The sequence below is a fragment of the Amycolatopsis sp. NPDC004169 genome (genome assembly GCF_040610315.1).
GTDB lineage: Bacteria > Actinomycetota > Actinomycetes > Mycobacteriales > Pseudonocardiaceae > Amycolatopsis.
This window is the reverse complement of the sequence record NZ_JBEXMD010000035.1, coordinates 1-21,334: the sequence shown is the minus strand read 5'-3', so window position 1 is coordinate 21,334 and position 21,334 is coordinate 1. Positions and strand designations below refer to the sequence as shown.

Genomic DNA, 21,334 nt, shown 5'->3' with positions numbered 1-21,334 from the left:
GCCTGGAGGGTCGGTTTCCGGGGCTGGGTTAATGGCCTGGTTCGCTCATGGTGGATTGGACCGGGGCAGGGGGGCGTTGCGGCTTTAGGCTCCTGGCATGACCGGATTGCTCACCGAGCGCCTGCGGCAGGCTTCCGACAACGCCGTCGCCATGTGGAGCACCGTGGCCCGCGCCCGCGGGGACCACGTCGAAGACCACGCCGCCTTCACCGTCGTCGATGGGCGCCGGTTCCGGATCATGCTGCGGACCGCCACGCCCGGTGCCGCCGCCGTCGACGAGCTGAGCGCGCTCGCCGAGGCGCGCCGGGGCGCGGGGCGGGCCGTTGTCGTCGAAGACCCCTTCCGGGTGCTCGACCTCGCCCACCTGGGGATGTCCGCCGGGCAGCTGCCCGTGATGGCCCGCGAGCCCGCTCCCACTCCGGCCGCCGAGGGCGTCGAGCGCATCGAAACCGCCGCCGACCTGGCCGAAGCCGAAGACCTGATCGTCCACGGCTTCCCGCTGGAGGAGTACCAGCCCCACCGGCCCGGCACCGTCTTCCCGGCCGAGCTCCTCCGCCAGGCCACCGCCTTCTTCCGCAGGGGCAGCCAGGGCACCTGCCTCACCATGGCCCACGGCGGCGTCGGCGGCGTCTACTGGGTGACCACCCGGCCCGAGCACCGCTCCCGGGGCGTCGGCCGCACGCTGATGTACGCCGTCCTACGGCACTTCGAGGACCTGCCCGTCACGCTGACCGCCTCGCGGGCCGGGCGGCCGCTCTACGAGAAGCTCGGCTTCGCCACCCTCGGCGACGCCAACTGGTGGCGCTGACGGGAACACCCACCGCCGGTAGCCGAACCAGCGGAACGCCGTGCCCGCCAGCGTGCCCAGCAGCATCCCGGCCACGAAGTCGGCGATTTCCTGCGTCAGGTAGCCGACGTGCGGCACGGATAGGTGCAGCACGTACCGCGACACCAGCGCCGGCACCAGGTTCACCGCCACCGCGCCCGCGTTGACCGCGAAGAACAGCGTCGCCTCGCGCACCCGGCCGAGCCCGCCGCGACCGGCGAACGACCAGCGGCGGGACAGCAGGTACGCGAACGCGGTGGAGACGACCGTGGCGATCGCGAGGGCCGTCACCGGCTTCTCACGGAACACGGTGAGCTTCAGGCTGTAGTCGCCCAGTAGTGTGACCCCGTACGCGGCCAGGCCGACGACGGCGAAGCGGAGCAGCTCTCGCGGCTCTGGCATGGTTCCTCCAGGTGACGCCGGAACGGGTGGAGGTTTTCGATGGCACGCACAGGCGGTGAGGGCGAACTGCCCTCGGTCGCCGAGCTGGTGAACCTTTCGCAGACGAAGCCGCTGATGATCCGCGGTGAACTCGACGCGAAGCTCGCCGAGGAAGCCGCGGCCGCCGAGCCCGAACCCGTCCACGATCCGCTGGCCGTGCTCGACGCCGAGCTGGCCGCCGGGGAACCGGAGGAGGACGACCGCCTGCGGGAGGCGCCGCCCGCCGTCCGGTCCCGCCGCGCGAAGCCGTTCGTGCTCGCCGCGGGCGCGGCCGTCGCGCTCGGGCTGGCCGCCGTCGTGCTGCTCCAGCCGCACCAGGTGGGCGGGACGGCCGTGCCGCCGCCCGGCGCGCCCGCCCCGGTCGTGCCGCCGCCGACCTCCAGCGAAGCCGTCGAGACGATGAGCGCCTCCGCCGCGCCGGCGCCGCTCACCGCCGAGGTCCGGCACACCACGGCCGAGACCACCAGCGCCCCGGCCGGCGCCGGGCGCAAGCCCGCGGCCGAGCCGACGCCGAGCTCGGCGTCGCCGGAGGAGCAGTGGCGCGAGTACGTCAGCTCGGTGCTCAGCTCGTGGCAGCAGCACCCGCGCGGCGGCCGGAACCGCTGATCAGCAGCTCGCCGTGGCCGGCTTCCCGGCGATCCGGTCCTTCACGAAGGCCAGGACGTCGGCGTTGCCGGTGTAGACCAGCGTGATGTGGTCGGTGTCGTAGGTCTTCCACGTCTCCTGGACCCCGGCCGCGCAGTACGCCTTGTGCAGGCTGTCGGCCTGCGCGAACTGCACCAGCTGGTCGCCGGTCGCGTGGTAGAGGAACACCGGCACCCGCGGCGGGGTGCCGCCGAGCTTGTTCTCGTTCAGCCGTGCCACCCACGCGGGCTTGATGTAGCCAGGGCCGGTCGTGTAGTCCGCGATCTTCTGGTTCGCGTACGTCGTGAGCAGCTCGAACGTGCACGCGCTCTGCTTCATCTCGGCGAGCTTCGCGCGGCCGTTGTCGCTCAGGAACGAGTCCAGCTGCAGCTCCGGGTACGCCTGGTCGAGGCCGAGCAGCGCGTAGGCGAACACGCCGAAGCCGAACTTGCCGTCGAGCTGCAGGGTCACCTGGACCAGGTCGGCGGGCACGCCGCCGGCCGCGACCCCGACGAGGTTCAGCTCCGGCGCGTACGACGGCTGCAGTTCGCCGGCCCACGCCGCGGCGCCACCCCCCTGGGAGTACCCGCGGAAGACGACCTTCGCCGACGCCGACAGCCCGGCCGCGCCGAGCCGCTGGGCCGCGCGGACCGCGTCGATCACCGCCGGGCCCTCGGACCGGCCCACGACGTACGTCGTCTTCGGCGTGGCCTGGTAGCCCTCGTAGTCCGGGACGGCGACGGCGTACCCCGCGTCGAGCAGGTCGTCGAGCCCCGGCTGCTCGTAGAAGGCGCCGATGTCGATCATCTTCGACGGGGTGCAGGCGAACGCCGGGCCGTGCGTGCCCGGCGCGAACGCGACGATCGGGGCGGTCGCGCGGTCGGCGTTCTTCGGCACCAGCACCGTGCCGGTGACGGCGTCGGGCTGCCCGAGCGCGTTCGTCGACAGGTACATCACCTGCCACGCGTCGACCGAGGCGTGGCGCGGGCCGGCGTTCGACGGCCGCCAGCGGAGCACGTCACCCGGCTTGCCGGCGGGCAACGGTGACGGCGGGGTGTAGAACGAGTCGTCGGAGGGGCCCGGCGCGGGCGCGGCGGCGGCCGCGGCGGGTGCGAAAGCCGCGCTGAGGACCAGGGCCACCAGCGCGGCGAGCACGCGGCGGGCCGTCACGCGCCGGTCCCGTAGACGCGCTTGCAGGTCGCGGACTCGCTGAAGGCCAGGCCGAGCTCCGGGTTGGCCTTGAGGTCCTTGATCGGGCCCTCGGGATCGGCCAGCTTGCCCATCGTCGCGTCGGCTTCGGCGATGACCTGGCGCAGGCTGGCCTGGTCGGTCACCTTCGCCTGCTCCATCCGGGTCTTCGTCTCGGCCAGCTTGGTCTTCGTCTCGGTCAGGTTGCCGGTCGCTTTGTCCACAACGGACTGTCCATCCGGGACGGGCGGGACACCGGCGGTGCGCAGGCCGCCCGCCATGTCGTCGAGCGCGGAACCGAGGCGGCCGAGGAAGTCGACCATCGCGTCGCGGGTCTTGACCGGGTCGGCGTCGTCGACCGCCGGCGGCTGCGAGAGCTTCGCCGAGCCCGCGGCGACGCCGGTGCACACCTTGTCCACCCAGGCGAGTGCCGCGGGGTCGGCGTGCCTGCCCGGGTCGGGCGGGGTGTCCGAACCGCACGCGGAACACGACAGAACCGCGGCCGCCGACATCACGAGCACCGCGCTGTGCATTCTTTTCATGGGTTTCGAAGCTACGCGCCGCGCGCGCGGGCGAGCAAGAAGAGAATGGGTGGTTGGCATGCGCGTCAACATTGCGGCGACCGGATTTGTCACGCGCGTCAGCGGTTCGAAGGTGGCGCTGGACTGGGCAAACCTTCCCCGCCCTGCTAGGAATGCGGCCGGTGTGGCGTGCCGGGGTGACAATTTGCCGTACTGCTGCGAGCTTTTCGAGGAAAGCCCTTGATCGCTGCCCGTTCCGCTCGTTAGCTTACCGTTCGGTAGCGATTTCCGGGCGGTCATTTCCAGGGAACGCTCCGCCGTTTCGTATCACTGTTGATACACGGAAGGACCATCGTGAGTCACCCAAGAGGCAAGAAGAAGACGGCCGCGGCCGCCGCGGCCACGGCGGCGGTCGGGCTGGTCGCCACCGCGCTCGTCGTGGGGGCGCAGACCAGCGCCGCCGACCCCATCTCGCTGACGCTGAACTACCACTGCACCTTCCCGCTGGTGGGTTCCCAGTCGCTGAAGGTGGTGATCAACACCGACCTGCCGACCACGGTCAACACCGGGCAGCCGACCGGCGCGTTCGACATCAAGGCCGTGTCCACCATCAACGCGGACACCGTCAGCGGCCTGAGCCTGATCGGGGCCACGACGCTCGAGGGCACCGCCACCGCGAGCGCGACGGTCGCGGCACCGAGCCTCAACCTGCCGGTCAGCGTCCCGATCACGCTGGACAAGACGAACATCCCGGCGTCCGGTGAGATGAACATCAACGCGGCGGGCAAGACGCCGTCGCTGACGTTCACCCAGGCCGGCCAGGCGAAGATCACCGTGGGCGACCTGAACCTCAAGGTCACCCCGCGCAAGGCCGACGGCTCGGTCACCGGCATCACGCCGGACGGCACGATCGACGCGCCCTGCACGCAGGACAGCGGCCAGAACAACACCCTGGCCACGATCACCATCAACGGCGGTGGCGGCACGACGACCCCGCCCACCACCACCCCGCCGGTCACCACGCCGCCGACGACCACGCCGCCGGTGACGACCCCGCCCACCACCACGCCGCCGGGCGGGGGCATCAAGTACTCCTTCGGCATCACCGGGCAGACCGCACTGAAGTCGCTCGGCAGCACCGCGCCGATCACCGGCTCGTTCGACGCCGACGTCAACCTGTCGGCCAAGACGTTCACCGGCAACCTGCAGCTGAACCCGACGCACACCGACTTCAAGCTGTTCGGCTTCCTGCAGGGCAGCTCGGACGTCAAGGTCGTGCAGAACGGCCCGCAGACCGGTGAGCTGGTGGGCACCGGCTTCAAGGCGCACATCAAGTTCGACACGTTCCTCACCACGGTCAACCTGTTCGGCATCCCGATCAGCACCGACCCGAAGTGCGGCACGGTCAGCCCGTCGACCAGCGAGATGACCACCGGACCCGACTTCGACCTGCTCAAGGGCGGCAAGCTGTCGGGCACCTACTCGCTGTCCGCGCTGCAGAACTGCGGCTCGTTCAACGACATCATCAGCGCCTTCGCCAAGAGCGACGGCAACTCGCTGAACCTCGTGCTCGCCAAGAAGTAACCCAGCTACCGGCCCCCGCCGCGCGCCGAGGCGTGCCGCGGCGGGGGCCGGTGCCACGTCTCGAGAAAGGGAGCGCCCGTGCGGATCGCCCGGTCGTTGCTCGCCGCCTGCGTGCTCGCGCTCGCCGTTACCGCGCCCGCTGTGGCGTCGACGCCGATCGACAAGAAGCTGAGCTTCACGTGCCCGTTCCCGTTGATCGGGCTGCAAAAGCTGGCCGTCGAGGTCAAGGCGTCGTTCGACGTGCCGTCCGCGCCCGGCGGCACCTTCACGACGGCGGACCTCGCGGTGGCGGTGACCGTGCCGGACAAGTCCGCCCGCGGCCTCGCCCTGGTCGGCGCGGCGAGCATCGAAGGGACGGCGTCCGCAGGGGTGACGCTGACCAACGGCCCGCTCACGCTGCCGCTGAGCCTCCCGCTGACGGTGGCGAAGACCGCGGTGCCGTCGTCGGGGCCGTTCACCACGAACGCCTCCGGTTCGGTCCCGCCGGTGCAGCTGCCGAACGCCGGGAAGACGACGCTGACGATCGGCGGCTTCAGCGCGCGGCTCACGCCGAAGAAGGCCGACGGCTCGTTCACCGGGCTCGGCTCGTTCACCTCGGACTGCACGCTCGACCCGGGGCAGGACCCGGTGTTGCTGAGCTTCGACCTCGGTGCGGCTTCCCGCGATTACGGCGTCAGCGGCTCGACGACGGTGCAGGCACTGGGGGCGACCGCGCCGCTCACCGGGTCCTTGACGGGATTCAGCCCGGCGTTCGACCGGGCACGGGCAGAGTTCAAGGTGTTCGGGTTCGTGCCCGGGACAGCCGACCTGCAGTTCAGCCCGGACGGCCTGCAGACCGGCGAGGTCACCGGCGACGGCTTCGTCGCGCACGCGAAACTGGCGCTGGCGTTGCCCCAGGTCACGCTGTTCGGGCTGCCGGTCGCGGACGCCGGGTGCCGCGCGAGTGCTTCGATCCCGGTCGACCTGAAGACGGGCACCGGGTTCGCGCTCGCGTCGGGCGGGCCGGTGAGCGGGGAGTACGCGATCCCGCCGCTGACCGGCTGCGGCGCGTTCACCGCGTACCTGAGCTCGCTGGTGCAGGGCGCGGGGAACACGTTCGCCCTGACGTTGACCGCGCGCTGACTGCCGCTCACCTCGCGCCGGTATACGTGGAGGAATGCTTCGAACCACTGTGGGGACCCTGGTCGTTGTCACGCTGCTCGCCACCGCCGCGCCCGGGGAGGCGGCCGGACTGAGCCGGGACCCGGTGGCGGTCGTCCACGACCGCGACCACGCGCTGCACGTGCTGAACGGCGGCGCGACCGACGACGAACTGACGCTGCGGACGCAGGTACTGGCGTCGAGCGCGTGGGCGTTCTTCCGGGGCACGTCCCCGCTGTACTACCGCGACCTCGGCGAGCTGCCGCCCTCGGCGTACGCGACCGCGGGCGGTGACGTGTGGCTGACCGGTGACGCGCACCTGGAGAACACCGGCGCCGACCGCGGGGCCGACAACGAGGAGCAGTTCGCGCTCACCGACACCGACGACGCCTGGCGTGGTTCGTGGACGTGGGAACTGCGCCGGGAAGCCGTCTCGATCGTGCTCGCCGGCCGGGCCGGCGGCCGCAGTGCCGGCCAGATCGCCACCGACGTCGACACCTTCGTCGCCGAGTACGCCCAGTGGATCGGGAAGTTCCACGGGACGAACGACGAAGCGAGCTGGCGGCTGACCGCGGGCAACACGTCCGACCTGGTGGGGGACCTGATCGACGAAGCCGCCGGTGACAAGCGCGCGGACCTGCTGGCCAAGTGGACGACCGGCGGTCACTTCAAGAGCGACCCGCAGCTGCAGACGGTGTCCGCGGCGACGCGCACCCAGCTCACCGACGCGATCGCGGCCTACCGGACGACCGCGGGCAAGCCGCTGAAGGCGTCCGAGGCCGTCGTGAAGGACGTCCGTCGCCGGACCGGCGCGGGCACCGGCAGCCTCGGCCGGTTCCGCTGGTACGTGCTCGTCGAGGGGGACACGACGTCGGCGTCCGACGACCGGATCCTCGAACTCAAGCAGGAGGTCGACCCGGCACCGAAGCAGCTCGCGCCGAACGCCACGGCGCTGACCGGCGGGCAGCGTCCCGCACTGGCCCTGCGCTGGCTGGCGAACCAGTCGGACCCGCTGGCCGGCTGGGCGAGCGTCGGGAGCACGCCGGTGCTGGTGAAGGAGAAGTCCCCGTTCGCCGAGGACCTGGAGATCGGCGACCTGATCACGTCCACGATCTGGGACGACACCGTCCGGGACGTCGCCCGGCTGCTCGCCGCCGCCCACGCCCGCGCCGACCAGGACATCCCCGGCACCGGGGTGCCGTACTCGGCGGACGCGGCGATCGACGGCGCCATCACGTCGGTCTCCGGGCTGCAGGCCGAGACGCGGGCCTTCGCGACGAGCTACGCCGACCAGGTCACCAGCGACTGGCAGGCGTACGTCACCGCGAAGAACAGCGGACGGCCGCTCTTCTGACGCCCCCGGCGGACGCCGGATCCGGCTTTCACCCGAACCGTTATCGACCCGGTGTCACATCGGGGTGCTATAAAGCGCTACCCCGGTGGGACCGGTTTCGCGCCGTAGAGGGCCGCCGCCGGTGCCGCTAGGGTTGATCGTCTGGATGTGCTGGCTCAAGAGCAGCCGAACGGGAGAAGCCGGTGACCGCCGCGCTCGACGCTTCGTGGGATCCCCGCACGCGCCTGCGGGTGCTGCTGATCGAGGACGACGACGGCGACGCGCTGCTGGTCGAGGAAATGCTGGCGGACACGGCCGTGCCCTACGCGCTCGAACGCGTCGAAACGCTCACCGCCGCGCTCAGCGGCCCGCTCACCGCCGACTGCGTGGTGCTGGACCTGCAGCTGCCCGACGCCATGGGCCTGTCCGGGCTGACCAAGCTCGGGCAGCACGCGCCGGGCGTCGCGGTGGTCGTGCTGACCGGGCAGCACGACCAGGCCACCGGCGTCGCCGCGGTCGCCGCCGGCGCGCAGGACTACCTGGTCAAGGACCAGGTCGACGGCCCGCTGCTGGTGAAGGCCCTGCGCTTCGCCCGCGAACGCAAGCGCGCGGAGCAGGTCGAGCAGCAGTTCCTCCAGCAGCAGCTGCTCGCGCGGGAGAACGCCCGGCTCGAACGCGGCCTGCTGCCCAGCCCGCTGCTGCGCGACCCGCACCTCGACCTGGCCGCCCGCTACCGGCCCGGCCGCAACGGCTCGCTGCTCGGCGGCGACTTCTACGACGCGATCGAGCTCGCCGACGGCACCGTGCACATGATGATCGGCGACGTCTGCGGCCACGGCCCGGACGAGGCCGCGCTCGGCGTCGCGCTGCGGATCGCGTGGCGCTCGCTGGTGATGGCCGGGCTGCCGATGCCCGACGTGCTGACCATGGTCGAGCGGGTGCTGGTGCACGAGCGGATCGAGCCGCTGTTCGCCACCGTCTGCATGGTCGTCGTCGCGCCGGACCGAAGATCCCTCCGGCTGTCGCTGGCCGGCCACCTGCCGCCGCTGCTGCTCACCACCGGCGACGGGCACCTGCTCTCCGGCGAGCGGCTCGGCGTCCCGCTCGGCGTCGTCGAAGGCGCCAAGTGGGACGCGCTGGAGGTCCCGCTGGAGCCCGGGTGGTCGCTGCTGCTCTACACCGACGGCGTGTTCGAAGGCCGCGTCGGCGCCGGGCCCGAGCGGCTCGGGCACGAGCGGATGGCCGCTCTCGTGCTCGACATCAAGCGGGAGACCGGGATCCACGGCCACGTCCTGCTCGACGAGCTGATCGCCCGCGCCGAGCGGCTCAACTCCGGCCCCCTCGACGACGACGTCGCCCTCGCCCTGCTCAGCCACGACCCGGAAGCCGAGGCCGATGAGCGCTGACGTACGCGGCAGGCCCATCCGCCGCAGGCTGGCGCTGCTCGCCGCCGTCGAGGCCGTGCTGCTGGTCGCCGCGCTGGTCGCCGCCGGCGTGGCGCTGAACAGCCTCGCCGACGCCCGCGGCCGCCTGCTCGACGTGATCGGGCCGCAGCGGCTGGCCGCGATCCAGCTGTCGACCGCGCTGCTGAACCAGGAAAGCGGGGTCCGCGGCTACCAGCTCGGCCGGCAGCCGGAGTTCCTGATCCCCTACACCGACGGGATGCGGGCGCAGGCCGACGCGGTCACGCAGCTGCGGCAGCTCGGCGCGGCCCCCGGCACCCGGATCGGGGACGACCTCGACGCCGTGGTGCGGGCGGCCACCGCCTGGCAGGCCGCGGCCGCGCCCACCATCGCGCCCGCCGCGCCACCGGTCACCGCGGCCCAGGTCGAACGCGGCCGGGCGCTGTTCGTCGACGTGCGCAAGGCGCTCGACACCCAGCTCGACCACCTCGCCGCGATCCGCGACGCCGGCCGCGCCGACCTGGACGCGGCGGCGCGCTTCCTCAACGCGATGTTCGTGGTCGTCGCGGTGCTCGTCGTGGTGTTGTTCGCGATGCTGTTCTTCGGCCTGCGGCAGTTCGTCACCCGGCCGATCCTGCGGCTGGCCGGCGAGGTCCGCCGGGTCGCGGATTCCGACATCCACCACCCGGTGCACGGCAGCGGGCCGCGCGAGATCGCCCAGCTCGGTGCCGATGTCGAGGCGATGCGGCAGCGCATCCTCGACGAGGTGGCCGAACTCGAGCGGGCGCACGCGCTGCTGGACCGGCGCACGCAGGAAGCGGAGCGGTCCAACGCGATGCTGGACCGGCGCACCCGCGAGCTGGAACGGTCCAACGCCGACCTCGAGCAGTTCGCCTACGTCGCTTCGCACGACCTGCAGGAACCGCTGCGGAAGGTGGCGAGCTTCTGCCAGCTGCTCCAGCGGCGTTACCAGGGCCTGCTCGACGAGCGCGGCGAGCAGTACATCGAGTACGCCGTCGACGGCGCGAAGCGGATGCAGGTGCTGATCAACGACCTGCTGGCGTTCTCGCGGGTCGGCCGCAAGCCGGGCGAGCACGTCGTGACCGACGCGGGTGCGCTGGCCGACGAGGCGATCGCGAACCTCGAGGTGGCGTTGTCGCTGAGCGGCGGCAAGGTCAGCCGCGGCGAGCTGCCGCAGGTGCGCGTCGAGCCCGCGCTGATGACGGCGGTGTTCCAGAACCTCATCGGCAACGCGCTGAAGTTCAAGGGCGAGGCACCGCCGGAGGTCCGGGTCAGCGCCGAACGCGACGGCGACGACTGGGTGTTCTCGGTGTCGGACAACGGGATCGGCATCGACCCGGAGTACGCCGAGCGGGTGTTCGCGCTGTTCCAGCGCCTGCACACGCGGTCCGCGTACCCGGGCACCGGCATCGGCCTGGCCCTGTGCCGCCGGATCGTCGAGTACCACGGCGGCCGGATCTGGCTCGACACCGAAGCTTCCGACACCACGTTCCGCTTCACCCTGCCGGCCCGCGAGGAGCCGGCCCGCGAGGAGGAGGGGACCGCATGACGCAGGCGCCGACCCCGATCGACATCCTGCTCGTCGAGGACGACCCGGGTGACGTGCTGATGACCCGGGAAGCCTTCGCCCACCACAAGATCCGCAACCCGCTGCACGTCGCCGAGGACGGCGTCGAAGCGCTGCGGTTCCTCAAGCGCGAGGGGCCGTTCGGGACGGCGCCGCGGCCGGGGCTGATCCTGCTCGACCTCAACCTGCCCCGCAAGGACGGCCGGGAGCTGCTCGGCGAGATCAAACAGGACCCCGGGCTGTGCACGATCCCGGTGGTCGTGCTGACCACGTCCGAGGCGGAGGAGGACATCCTGCGCAGCTACGAGCTGCACGCCAACGCCTACGTCACCAAGCCGGTCGACTTCGAGAAGTTCGTCGAAGTGGTCCGGAAGATCGACGACTTCTGGGTGACGGTGGTGAAACTCCCGCACCGGTAGCCGTTTGGCGGGGAGTGCGGCACGATGGGAGGCCGTGACGCCTTCGACGCCGGACCTGCCCGCCACCGAACTGGCGGTGACGCTCGACTGGCGGGGCCGGTCGGCGGTGCTGGCCGTGGCGGGGGAGATCGACCTGGTCAGCGCGCCGGAGTTCGGGGAAGTCGTCGACGTGGTGCTGGCCCGCGGGCCGGAGAAGCTGGTGGTCGATCTGCGCGAGGTGACGTTCTTCTGCTCGGCGGGGCTGCAGGTGCTCGCCGCGGCCCACCGCCGGGTGGCCGAGCGCGCGCTGCGCGTGGTGAGCGATTCCCCGGTGACGTCGGGCCCGTTGAAGACGACCGGGCTCGACACGTGGATCGGCGTCCACCCGACCGTCGACGAAGCACTCGCATGAGGCCGGAACCGTTCCGCTGCCACGGCGTTCCCGCGGTGCCCGGCGCCCTCCGCCGCCTGCGGCACGACCTGATGGCCTGGGTGCTGGGGGCCGGCGTCGAGGAGACCCGGGCGGGCGACATCGTGCTGGCCAGTTACGAGGCACTGGCGAACGTGGCCGACCACGCGTACGGCGACGCGGAGCCGGGCGTGGTCGACGTCGACGCGGCCCTGCACCCGGGACGGCTCGAAGTGGTGATCACCGACCACGGCCGGTGGCGGGCACCGGTGCCCGACACCCAGCCGGTGTCCCTGCGCGGCCGCGGGTTGCTGCTGCTGCGGGCGAGCGCGGACCGCGCGGACATCACCTCGGGTGATTCGGGGACGGTCGTGACCTTGACCTGGGACCTGGACGCGGTGCCCGACGCGCGCTGAAGGCCACCACCGCTGCCGGTGGTGGCCTCCCGCGGCGGTGCTACTTGACGACGGCGCCGGTCTTCGGGTCGAGCGTGACCTTCCGGGCCTTCGGCCACCAGAAGTCGAACATCCCGGTGAGCGACCCGGCGCGCGTGTCGAACGACGAGTCGCCGATGCGGCCGGTGAACCAGTTGTCCTCGACGAACTTCAGCACCGACGTCTGGTCGGTCAGCGTGTGGTCGACGTGGTTGACCTTGCTGAACGGCGAAACCACCAGCAGCGGCAGGCGCGGGCCGTAGCCGCAGCGGTCGGCGTAGGCGCCCACCGTCGTCGCCTTCGCCGTGCAGACCGGCTGGTCCTGCGCGGTGTCGTGGGAGCCGTTGAGGATCGGGGACTTCTGGTGGTCGTACCAGCCGTCCGAGTCGTCGTAGGCCAGCACGATCGCCGTCGACTTCCACTCCGGGGACTGCTGGATCCGGTTGATCTCCCCGACCACGAACTGCTGCTCGTCCAGCGGGTCCGAGTAGCCCGCGTGGCCGTCCTGGTACTGCGGGGCCTTCAGGAAGCTCACCGCGGGCATCGAGCCGGCCTGCAGCGAGTCGTTGAAGTCCGCGATGTCGTACTGGTGGTTCGCGCGGTCGGTCTGGCCGATCGCCTGCACCGAGGACGGCGGGAGGTGCTTCGGGTTCGCCGTCGACGGGTAGTACTGGAACGGCTCGTGGTGCGGGCTGTAGTCGACCACCGCGTTGCCGCCGACGTTCTTGTGCGTCTGGCCGCAGACCGCGTACCCGTTGGCCGTGCCGGTCGGGCGGAAGCCGCCCTGGAACCAGCCCCACGTCACGTGGCGCTGGTTGAGCAGGTCACCGATGTTGCGGCCGTGCATGGTGGCCAGGTTGTCCTTGCTCGTGTGGTTCTTGCCCGAGCAGTCGTCCCACGCCGGATCCGGGTCGTTGATCATCGTGCCGATGCCGTTGGCATCCGGCGACTGCACCGCGTAGGCGTCGCTGACCGGCTCGTGCGTCACCGGGTCGACGGCCTGGACGCCGTGGGTGTTGCCGGAGATCAGGTCGATCGCGCCGGGGCTGGACGGGCCGAACACCGTGTTGAACGAGTTGTCGTTCAGGGCGTAGTGCTGGGCGTAGTTCCACATGCCGGTGACGGTGTTGCCGTCGTAGTAGTCCATCACCAGGCCGGGCTCGCCGAACAGGATCGGCTGGCCGGTGCACTTGTCGGTCTCGGTCTTCTCGACGAACTTGTCCATCTTGCCGCCGTTGAAGGCGGCCTGCTCCGCGCCGTAGTTGTGGTTCTGGTCGCAGGTCATGGCCTGCTGGGGCGTGAGCCGCTTCGGGTTGTAGGCGTTCGGGTTGTCGGTCAGCAGCTTCTTGTCGAGCCCGTTGACCTTCGGGGTGCCGTGCGCGGCGGTGAACGGCGTGCCGTCGGTGTTGGCCGCGTCCGGGTAGGTGCCGAAGTAGTGGTCGAACGAGATGTTCTCGCCGAAGATGACGACGACGTGCTTGATCGGCGTCGACGTCGGGATCCAGTGAGCGGGGAACAGGTTCAGCGGCTGGGCGTCCGCGGTGGTCGCCGCGGAGCCGGTGACGACGGCCAGCGTGGCCACCGAGGCGAGTGCCCCGGCGCCGAGCAGGCCCCGCCGTCGCCGGCGGATCCTTTTGTCCACAGTGGATTCCTTTCGTGGTGGGGTCAGGTGAGCAGGGAACGCCCGAAGTGGTCGTCCGGGCCGGTGACGCCCGGCAGCGCGAAGAAGTAGCCGCCGCCGAACGGGGAGATGTAGTCGGTGAGCGGTTCGCCGGCGAGCCGGGTCTGGACGGCCTCGAACTGGCGCTCCAGGTCCTGCTGGTAGCAGACGAACAGCAGGCCCATGTCGAGGTTGCCGTTGCTGTCGACGCCGCGGTCGTAGTTCACCGCGCGGCGCAGGATGCGGCCGGCGTCGGTCTCCGGTGTGCGCGGGTTAGCTTTCCGGATGTGGCTGGTCAGCGGGATGACGGTGCCGACGGGGTCGTCGGCGTACCGCGGGACGTCGGTCTCCTGCGTGCCGTCGAGCGGGGCGCCGGTGTCCCGGCGGCGGCCGATCATGTTCTCCTGCTCGGCCAGCGAAACCCGGTCCCAGAACTCGACGAGCATCCGGATCAGCCGGACGACCTGGTAGCTGCCGCCCGCGGTCCACGCGGGCTCGCCCTTCGTCCACACCAGACTGTCCAGTTCGGAGTCGGCGGGGTTGGCGGTGCCGTCCTTGAAGCCCATCAGGTTGCGGGGCGTGCCGTCCGGGCGCGGTGGGGAGCTGAAGCCGGTGAGCTTCCAGCGCAGCTGCATGCCGCCGCGGGTGGCGCGGGTGATGTCGCGCAGGGCGTGCAGGACGGTGTCGGTGTCGTTCGCGGACAGGACCAGGCTGAGGTCGCCGTGGCACTGGGCCGGGTCGAGGGCGTCGTCCGGGAACGTCGTCATCGGCTTCAGCTTGGCGGGCTTGAGTTTCGCGAGCCCGTACCGGTCGTCGAAGAGGCTCGCGCCGACGCCGAGGACGACGCCGAGGTCGCTGCCGGGCACGATGGGCCCGAGAACGCCGGAGTCGGCGGGCGGCGCGGTGATCCCGAGCGCGGCGGGCGCCCCGCCGGCGGTGAGGAACCGCGCCCGGTCGGTGATGGCGCGGAAGAGCTCGGTGAGCTCGGCCTTGGACCCGGCGACGGCGTCGAAGGAGGCGACGACGGTCTGGGCGGGCGGTTTCCGGAGGATGGCGGCCTGGTGGGGGCCGTGGAAGGGCACGGGCGAGCGGCCATCGGTGCCGGCCGCGGAGGACGCGCCCAGCCCGGCCCCGGCGGCCACGGTGAGCCCGGCACCGACGGCGGCCCGGCGGAGGAAGGAGCGGCGGGGGAGGCCGGTCACGAGACCCTCCTCGGCTCGGCGATCGCCGCGATCGGGGCCAGCAGTTCCGTCAGCTCGCTGACGTCCGCGTTGAGCTTCTGCCGCTGCTCCCGGCTCAGCTCGGCCGGGCGGAGCCACGTGCCGTCCGGGCGGCGGGCCGCGTCCAGCGCCTTCTGCGTGCGGTCCAGCCAGCTGTCCACCTCGGACAGCTGCGGGTACCTCGGCGTCAGCAGCGGCCGCAGCACGTCGAGGACCGCGCGGGTGCCGTCGAGGTTCGCGCGGGCCGTGGCCAGGTTCGTGCCGCTGCCGTAGTCGGTGCGGCCGGTGAGTTCGAACTGCAGCGTGTTCTCCATGATCTCGTGCGCGCGCAGCCCGAGGTCGTTGCCGTCGACCTGGCTGTCGGCGAAGGACGCCTGCAACGCGCGGGCGTCGGTGTCGAGCCGGTCGGCGACCGCGCCGAGTGCGCCCAGGTCCTCGCCGTGCCACAGGCCCTGCTCCAGGCGGTGGAAGCCGGTGAACCCCGGGTCGGCCGGACCGCCCGGCAGGCCGTCGGCGGTGCCGTTGAGGGCGCCGTCGGAGTCGCCGAACGCGTCGTAGGCCGCGCCCAGCCGCTCATACGCCAGGTGGGCCGTCAGCCACGCCGCCTGACCGGCCGCGCGGTCGCCGCCGTGGACGGTGTTCTTCAGCTCGCCGGTGTCCGCGACCAGCTCGCCGAGGCCGGTCGTGACGTGCTGCTGGTAGGCCTTGAGCGGGCCGAGCAGGTCGTCGTGCGTCACCGGCGCGACGCCCGGCCCGGTCCGCTCGGCGCCGCCGGTGATCCGCACGGCCGGCCCGACGATCGCGCCCGCGTCCTCCGGCAGGCAGCGGAACGCGTAGCTGCCGTTGCCCAGGTTCACCTGCAACGGCCGGGTCGTCGCCGCGCCGAGGCCCTCGACCTCGCCGTAGATCACGCCGGTCGCCGGGTCGATCAGGTCGACCTCGGCCGTCACCGAACCGGTGTTGTGCAGGTGGAACGTCTGCGGGCCCGGCTTCGGATCCGTCCAGCCGGTGCCGCACGCCGAGCGCGAGACCGCGATCTCGGGGTCGCCGGCCGCCGCGTTGTCCGGCCAGAACGCGACGACGGCGCCCGCCGCGGCGGCCACGACCACGGCCACCACGATCCAGCGGGTTCGCACTGACCCCGGCACGCGCACACTCCCGTCACTCGATCGGACCATCACCGGTCACGGATTATGCGAGCCTAACGCCCGGAAAACCGCAGCGGATCGAGTCGAACGGAGGAAGTTCACCGGACCTTCAGCCGGGCGCCGACGAAAGGGGGAGGATTCAGACGTATCTCTGTGTCAGATCTGTCGGGTTCGGGAAATTCGACCGGTTCGGCCGGGGTCACCCGAGTGGCGCGCCGGTCTCCAGCAGCGTCTTGAGGCTGGACAGCAGCGCGGGCCAGCCCTGGCTGCACATCTCCAGCGCCGTGCTGCCGGGGTCGAAACCGTCGTGGAGCACGGTCAGCTTCACCATTTCCCCGTGCGGCTCGAGGGTGAACGTGACCTTTGTCCGGCTTTCACCCTGCAGTTTCGCGAGCGTTTCACCGTCGACGCCGTTGGCTTTCGCCCATTCGCCGGTGAACGTGTGCCAGGTGTAGGAAAGCCGTCGATATGGTTCCGATTCGAGGACGACCTGTTCGGGGTCGCCGGTTTTCGCGCCGCCTTCGGCCCACGTCATCGGTGAGCCCGGTTTCCAGTCGGTTTCGAAGGACACGCCCCAATAACGGCTCGTGAACGCCGGATCGGTAAGCGCTTGCCAGAGTTTCTCCGGCGTGGTGGCGATGTAGGTGGTGTAGGCGAAATCGTTCATCGGTGCGGACTCCAGTGCTCGTTTCAGATCGGCCAGCGCGCCGGCCCGCCGCCGGTCGTAGCGGGTCATCCAGCGCTCGGCGATCGCGTTGATCGGCGCGGCGTCGAGGTGGTGCAGCTTTTCGCGGCCGCGCCAGGTGGTCGTGATCAGCCCGGCCGCCTCGAGCACGGCCAGGTGCTTGCTCACCGACTGGCGGGCCATGTCCTGCCCCGCGCACAGCTCGCGCAGGGTCTGGCCGTTGCGCTCGTTCAGCGCGTCGAGCAGCCGGCGGCGGCTGGGATCGGCCAGCGCCTTGAAGACCTCGTCCATCGCGCCTTCCCCGATACATGCAGCCATCCGGCTGCCTTTCGACGATAGGCAGCCGGGCGGGTGCATGTCAACCGGGGATCACCGGAAGCGGATCACCGTGATGCTCGCGAGGACGAAGAACACGAGAACGACCAGCGTGCCGGTCTGCCCGCCGGACGAGCGGGTCACGACCTGATCGACGGCGCCGGTCAGCCGTACCCCGCACTCGGCGACCACGGTGTGCCGCCCGGCCTCGATGCGGGTGAACTCGACCGGCGCGGTGAAGGCGCCGGCGCTGTCGGTGTAGCCGGTGCCGACTTCGGTGCCGTCCGACATCAACGTCACCATCCGGCCCGGTTGGCAGCCCTTCCCGGAGGCGGAGAGCGCCTCGCCGGGCTTGATGCTGGGCCGGTCGAGCACGAGATCGCCGGGCTTGGGGGTGGTGCTCGAGGTCGTGGGGGTGACGGGCGTGGACGACGGCGGCGGCGTGCTCGTGGTCGGCGGCGGGGTGGTGGTCGGGGTGGCCGGGGTCGTGGTGGTGCCCGGCCGGGTGGGCCGCGTGGTCACCGGCGGAGGCGTGGTGGTCGTCACCGGCGGCGGGGGCGTGGTGGTCGGCGTGGTGACCCCGGTGACGACGAAGGTGCCGCTCGCCGTCTGCTTCTGGCTCGTGCAGGTCGCAGTGACCGTGTAGGAGCCCGGCTTCGCGTCGGAGGGCACCGCGGTGGGGAACTGCCCGCTGACCGCCGGCGCCACCTTCGAGCCGAGGGACGTGCCCGCCCAGAAGAAATTGATCGTCCTGCAGGTCGGGAAACCATTCCAGGAAATGGTGAACGAACTGCCCGCCGGGCCGGTCGATGGTTTCAAACCAACCGATGGCGGAACCTGTGCGTTACCCGTGCCCGCGCCCACGAGCAGAAGCAACGTTCCGGCCACGGCGCCGAAAAACAGCCGAACCACGAATCGCATTGGGACGTCCCTCCCCGGTGTGTGCTCGCTGTAGCATTCCGGACCAGTCGGATAACGCAAGTAGGGGATGCCCAATGGGACGTGTCATCGCGGCGGGGGTTGCGTTGGGTTTGTGCTTGCTGCTGGGGGCGCCGCCCGCGTCGGCGGACTCCGGGTCACTGCGGCTGCAGGTTTCGATCGACCAGCGGCCGATCGAGGACGCCACCGTCCCGATCGATCCGGCGAACCAGGTGGAGCTGCAGGTCGTCGCGACCAACTCCGGCAGCGCGCCGGTCAAGGTCCGCAGCGTGCGGCTCTCCGGGGTGGCGCTCGCGCTGACGTTCTTCGCCTACGACACGACCGCGCCCTTCGAAGTGCCGGCTCGCGGCACGGTGTCCCGGACGTTCGTCCTCGACCTCGGCGACCTGGCCGGACAGGCGACCGGGCTGCTGCCGTCATCGGTCGAGCTGCTCGACGCCGGGCGCGTCACGCTGGGTGAGGCCACGACGGTCGCCGACGTCCGCGGCTCCTTCTGGTCGGTCTACGGCGTCTTCGGCCTGGCGATGCTCGTGCTGACGATCCTGGCCTGGGTGACCGCGTTGCTCGCGCTGGCCCGCCACCGGCTGGCGCCCAACCGCTGGCGCCGCGGGGTGCGGTTCCTGCCCGCCGGGTTCGGCACCGGGCTGGTCGCCGTGATCAGCCTGTCGGTGCTGCGCCTGGTCCCGCCCGAGCCGGCGATCGAGATCCCGGTGGTGCTCGGCGCGGCGGCGATCGCGTTCCTGCTCGGCTACCTGACCCCGCACCCGGCGCCGCCCGCGGTGGCCGAAAGTGACAAGACGGTCCAGCTCCCGGTCCCGTCGACCCAGGAATTCACCCGATGAGCGCACCGGCCGAGCTGGTCGCCGCCCTGCCGCAGTACGAAATCGGGGAGACGATCGGCGAAGGCGGCATGGGTGTCGTGTTCGCCGGCGTGCACCGGACGCTGGGGCGCAGCGTCGCGATCAAGCAGCTGCCGTGGGACGTGCTCAACCACGCGTCGAGCAGCGAGCTGTTCGACCGCGAGGCCCGGGTGCTGGCCAGCCTGGACCACCCGCACATCGTGCCGGTGTACGACTACGTCCGCACCGGCCGCGAGCACCTGCTGGTGATGGAGCGGCTCGACGGCGGGACGGTGCACAGCCGCTTCCACGGCGGCGGTGTCAGCGGCGAGCAGGCGTGCGCGATCGGGCTGGCGATGCTGGCCGGGCTGCACGCGGCGCACCGGGCGGGGGTGCTGCACCTCGACGTCAAGCCGCGGAACCTGCTGTTCAGCACGCAGGGCGTGGTCAAGGTGGCGGACTTCGGCATCGCCAGGGTGATCAGCGAGGGCGCCACGCTGGTGACGCACGGTGGCGAGATCCTCGGAACCCCGGCGTACATCGCACCGGAGCAGGCAATGGGCAACGCGCTGAGCCCGGCGGCCGACGTGTACGCGGCGGGGACGGTGCTGTACGAGCTGCTGTCGGGCCGCTTGCCGTTCGACAACACCCGCGGCGCGATCAGCATGATGCGCCAGCACATGTTCACCGACCCGCAGCCGATCTCGGGGGTGCCGGCACCGATCGCCGGCGTGGTGATGCGCAGCTTGGCCCGCGAGCTGGACGCTCGCTACCGGGAGGCGGAGTCGTTCGCGGCCGACCTCGCCGCGGCGGCGACGGTGGTGTACGGGCCGGGCTGGCTGGAGCGGTCCGGGGTGCCGGTGCTGCACCTGACGCCGCGGGTGATCGCGGGGTTGAATTCGGCGACCGCGCCGGCGCCGCCCGCGGAGGCGCGGACGCGCCCGGTCGCACGGCCCGGGGCCACGCTGGTCGGAGCGCCGGACGGGCAGCTCGGGCCGGGTGCCGACGGCACCGGGTGGCCCGGCGGCGCGGGCGGTGCCGGGGTGGCCGCCGGAGCGGGCCGGCCCGGCGGCGCCGGGGTGGGCCGGCCTGGCGGTGAAGGCGGTGCCGGGGTGCCCGGAGCGGGTCGGCCTGGCGGCGCGGGTGGTGCCGGGCCGGGTGCCGACGGTACCGGGTGGCCCGGCGGCGCTACCGGTGCCGGCGTCGAGGGTGCCGGTGCTTCCCAGGCCGTCGTGGTGTGGCTGCGGCTGGCCGCCGCGGCCGCGGCGATCGTTCTCGTCGTGCTGGCGCTGCTCAACCCCGCGCGGGTGCCGCACCAGGCGTCGAGCACCCTGAACCTCGGGGGTGCCTCCGTCTCCACGCCCGTCGAGGTGGACCTCAGCAAGCCGCTCGTTCTCACCGGGCCCGGGAATCCCGGGGCGGTGGCGCTCGACCTCTCCGCCGCCGGGATTCCGCTCGGGTCCGCGGCCACCCAGGCCAAGCCCGACGGCAACGGCTTCACCGCCGAGCTCACCCTGCCGGCGATCGCGCGGTGGATCGTCGGGGGCGCCGTCACCGCCGACGTGCGGACCGGCTCGGCCACCCAGACCTTCACCCTGCTCACCAGCCAGCACCCGCTGGCCAGCGCGATGGGCGCGGGCAGCCTCATCCTGGCGTTGTTCGCCCTCGCCTACCTCGAATCGGGGCTGCGGACGATCCGCAACGGCCACCGCTGGCGAGGCGCGGCCGTCGGCGGGCCCGTGCTGGGGCTGCTGTTCGGCGCCGCGGTGTGGCTGTGCGTGTCGGTGCTGCGGGTGCACGAGCCGTCGCCGGGGTTCGGGGCCGGGTGCGCGGTGGCGGGCGCCGTCGCGGCCGGGCTGGTCGTCGCGGCGGCGCGGCGCCGGGCGTCCACAGTGGTCAGTCGACCATCCGGACGGTGACGTGCGGGCTGTAGCTCTTGCGCCGGCTCCACCCGTGTTCGGCGCAGAGGCTCAGCTGGATCGCGCGGTCGGCGGGCGCCCAGTAGCCGGTGCGGACGAAGTAGCCCTCCATCGTGTTCAGCGCGCCGAGGCTCTTGCGCGCCGAGCACATCTCCCAGCCCCACTGCCGCCCGCTCTTCTCGACACCGTTGCGGCGCACGGAGATCCGCGGGTTCCCGACGGCGCGGATGTCCGCGTCGCCCTCGGTGACGTAGACGACGCCGTCGATCTTGTAGAACCGGTTGTTGTCCAGCAGGGACACCTGCCCGGACAGGGTGATCCCGACCCGGGCGCCTTCGTCGCCCGTGAGCGTCCAATCGAGACAGAATTCCTGGACCGGGAGTTCCAGCGACTGGGTCATGACGAGTATCCCCTGTTCTCACTGAGCGTCCCTTTCAGAAGATAGGGATTTTCCGGACGCCGGGAAGGGGTGCGGGCGATCTTCACCCGAAGCGGTTCTCGGGTTGGATGCCTTGGCTTGCATGGGTTTTCAGGCTAATGAGTGATGTGGGGTACGGGTTGTGACGAGCCGGGTTCCTGGTGGGTGATCTTCTTTGCACGGGGGGTTGGTCGTCACTTTGCGTGAGCACCCGACCCGATCGCCGGATTGTTCAGCGGCCGTCACGTTGTGTCAAGGCGGGAAAGCGTGCCATTAAACAAAGAGAACGCCCCAGATTAGGA

The 21,334-nt window shown here is 71.6% G+C and carries 22 protein-coding genes; 13 read left to right on the top strand and 9 right to left on the bottom strand.

The features are described 5' to 3' along the window. Nucleotides 1–97: 97 nt before the first annotated feature. Nucleotides 98–808 carry a GNAT family N-acetyltransferase gene (locus tag ABZX11_RS35220; RefSeq protein ID WP_354921407.1) on the top strand — a complete coding sequence of 237 codons (711 nt, stop codon included), beginning with the start codon at nt 98–100 and terminating at the stop codon, nt 806–808. Here ABZX11_RS35220 and ABZX11_RS35215 read toward each other — a convergent pair. Continuing rightward, complete coding sequence (locus tag ABZX11_RS35215; protein WP_176175355.1) at nt 698–1,228, bottom strand: GtrA family protein; 531 nt, start codon at nt 1,226–1,228, stop codon at nt 698–700. The genes ABZX11_RS35220 and ABZX11_RS35215 overlap by 111 nt on opposite strands. Nucleotides 1,229–1,267: 39 nt before the next feature. On the opposite strand from ABZX11_RS35215, the gene ABZX11_RS35210 reads away from it, so the two are divergent. Beyond that, on the top strand, nt 1,268–1,873 hold the full coding sequence (locus ABZX11_RS35210; protein ID WP_354921404.1) for a hypothetical protein: 606 nt from the start codon (nt 1,268–1,270) through the stop codon (nt 1,871–1,873). Here ABZX11_RS35210 and ABZX11_RS35205 read toward each other — a convergent pair whose 3' ends face one another. Both ABZX11_RS35205 and ABZX11_RS35200 read right to left on the bottom strand, forming a co-directional pair. After that, nucleotides 1,874–3,061: a lipase family protein gene (locus ABZX11_RS35205; protein WP_354921401.1), complete on the bottom strand. Its 1,188-nt coding sequence runs from the start codon at nt 3,059–3,061 to the stop codon at nt 1,874–1,876. It lies immediately after the preceding gene. Then, nucleotides 3,058–3,621 (bottom strand): hypothetical protein, encoded by a 564-nt coding sequence (locus tag ABZX11_RS35200; RefSeq protein ID WP_254897187.1) that lies wholly within the window; start codon nt 3,619–3,621, stop codon nt 3,058–3,060. Before ABZX11_RS35200 ends, ABZX11_RS35205 begins: the two co-directional genes overlap by 4 nt. Nucleotides 3,622–3,954: 333 nt before the next feature. Here ABZX11_RS35200 and ABZX11_RS35195 point away from each other — a divergent pair, with 333 nt between their 5' ends. The 8 genes from ABZX11_RS35195 (at nt 3,955) to ABZX11_RS35160 (ending at nt 11,871) form a co-directional block, all read left to right on the top strand. After that, nucleotides 3,955–5,184, top strand: a complete 1,230-nt coding sequence (locus ABZX11_RS35195; RefSeq protein ID WP_176175358.1) for a DUF6801 domain-containing protein — start codon at nt 3,955–3,957, stop codon at nt 5,182–5,184. A gap of 78 nt (nt 5,185–5,262) precedes the next feature. Beyond that, nucleotides 5,263–6,306 carry a DUF6801 domain-containing protein gene (locus ABZX11_RS35190; RefSeq protein WP_354921398.1) on the top strand — a complete coding sequence of 348 codons (1,044 nt, stop codon included), beginning with the start codon at nt 5,263–5,265 and terminating at the stop codon, nt 6,304–6,306. Nucleotides 6,307–6,340: 34 nt separating this feature from the next. Then, entirely contained in the window at nt 6,341–7,678 is a 1,338-nt protein-coding gene (locus tag ABZX11_RS35185) for a DUF2252 family protein (RefSeq protein ID WP_354921395.1), read from the top strand. 182 nt (nt 7,679–7,860) lie between these two features. Further along, nucleotides 7,861–9,063, top strand: coding sequence for a SpoIIE family protein phosphatase (locus tag ABZX11_RS35180; RefSeq protein WP_354921392.1), 1,203 nt, complete (start codon nt 7,861–7,863; stop codon nt 9,061–9,063). After that, the gene (locus tag ABZX11_RS35175) at nt 9,053–10,630 is read left to right on the top strand and encodes an ATP-binding protein (protein ID WP_354921389.1); all 1,578 of its coding nucleotides are present in this window, start codon (nt 9,053–9,055) and stop codon (nt 10,628–10,630) included. Before ABZX11_RS35180 ends, ABZX11_RS35175 begins: the two co-directional genes overlap by 11 nt. After that, nucleotides 10,627–11,067: a response regulator gene (locus ABZX11_RS35170; RefSeq protein ID WP_176175362.1), complete on the top strand. Its 441-nt coding sequence runs from the start codon at nt 10,627–10,629 to the stop codon at nt 11,065–11,067. Before ABZX11_RS35175 ends, ABZX11_RS35170 begins: the two co-directional genes overlap by 4 nt. A 34-nt stretch (nt 11,068–11,101) precedes the next feature. Continuing rightward, nucleotides 11,102–11,458 carry an STAS domain-containing protein gene (locus ABZX11_RS35165; protein WP_254897189.1) on the top strand — a complete coding sequence of 119 codons (357 nt, stop codon included), beginning with the start codon at nt 11,102–11,104 and terminating at the stop codon, nt 11,456–11,458. After that, nucleotides 11,455–11,871 carry an ATP-binding protein gene (locus ABZX11_RS35160; RefSeq protein ID WP_354921385.1) on the top strand — a complete coding sequence of 139 codons (417 nt, stop codon included), beginning with the start codon at nt 11,455–11,457 and terminating at the stop codon, nt 11,869–11,871. Before ABZX11_RS35165 ends, ABZX11_RS35160 begins: the two co-directional genes overlap by 4 nt. 40 nt (nt 11,872–11,911) lie before the next feature. Here the strand turns inward: ABZX11_RS35160 and ABZX11_RS35155 are convergent, their stop codons facing one another. From ABZX11_RS35155 to ABZX11_RS35135, 5 genes are all read right to left on the bottom strand, one after another. Continuing rightward, entirely contained in the window at nt 11,912–13,531 is a 1,620-nt protein-coding gene (locus ABZX11_RS35155; protein WP_354921382.1) for an alkaline phosphatase family protein, read from the bottom strand. A gap of 23 nt (nt 13,532–13,554) precedes the next feature. Beyond that, a complete protein-coding gene (locus tag ABZX11_RS35150; protein WP_354921379.1) occupies nt 13,555–14,751 on the bottom strand; it encodes a Dyp-type peroxidase in 1,197 nt (398 codons plus the stop codon). Further along, nucleotides 14,748–15,905 (bottom strand): EfeM/EfeO family lipoprotein, encoded by a 1,158-nt coding sequence (locus tag ABZX11_RS35145; protein WP_354921587.1) that lies wholly within the window; start codon nt 15,903–15,905, stop codon nt 14,748–14,750. The genes ABZX11_RS35150 and ABZX11_RS35145 overlap by 4 nt, the downstream gene beginning before the upstream one ends. 211 nt (nt 15,906–16,116) lie before the next feature. Further along, nucleotides 16,117–16,893: a metalloregulator ArsR/SmtB family transcription factor gene (locus tag ABZX11_RS35140; protein ID WP_354921376.1), complete on the bottom strand. Its 777-nt coding sequence runs from the start codon at nt 16,891–16,893 to the stop codon at nt 16,117–16,119. A 78-nt stretch (nt 16,894–16,971) separates the two neighbouring features. Next, nucleotides 16,972–17,208: a hypothetical protein gene (locus ABZX11_RS35135; RefSeq protein ID WP_176175366.1), complete on the bottom strand. Its 237-nt coding sequence runs from the start codon at nt 17,206–17,208 to the stop codon at nt 16,972–16,974. Between ABZX11_RS35135 and ABZX11_RS35130 the strand changes: the two genes are divergently transcribed. The 3 genes from ABZX11_RS35130 (at nt 17,183) to ABZX11_RS35120 (ending at nt 20,614) form a co-directional block, all read left to right on the top strand. Beyond that, nucleotides 17,183–17,563 (top strand): hypothetical protein, encoded by a 381-nt coding sequence (locus ABZX11_RS35130; protein ID WP_354921373.1) that lies wholly within the window; start codon nt 17,183–17,185, stop codon nt 17,561–17,563. The genes ABZX11_RS35135 and ABZX11_RS35130 overlap by 26 nt on opposite strands. 349 nt (nt 17,564–17,912) lie before the next feature. Further along, nucleotides 17,913–18,698 carry a hypothetical protein gene (locus ABZX11_RS35125; protein ID WP_176175368.1) on the top strand — a complete coding sequence of 262 codons (786 nt, stop codon included), beginning with the start codon at nt 17,913–17,915 and terminating at the stop codon, nt 18,696–18,698. After that, on the top strand, nt 18,695–20,614 hold the full coding sequence (locus tag ABZX11_RS35120; RefSeq protein ID WP_354921369.1) for a serine/threonine-protein kinase: 1,920 nt from the start codon (nt 18,695–18,697) through the stop codon (nt 20,612–20,614). Before ABZX11_RS35125 ends, ABZX11_RS35120 begins: the two co-directional genes overlap by 4 nt. On the opposite strand, the gene ABZX11_RS35115 is transcribed toward ABZX11_RS35120, so the two are convergent. Continuing rightward, nucleotides 20,592–21,014 (bottom strand): hypothetical protein, encoded by a 423-nt coding sequence (locus ABZX11_RS35115; protein WP_176175370.1) that lies wholly within the window; start codon nt 21,012–21,014, stop codon nt 20,592–20,594. The genes ABZX11_RS35120 and ABZX11_RS35115 overlap by 23 nt on opposite strands. Nucleotides 21,015–21,334 lie beyond the last annotated feature (320 nt).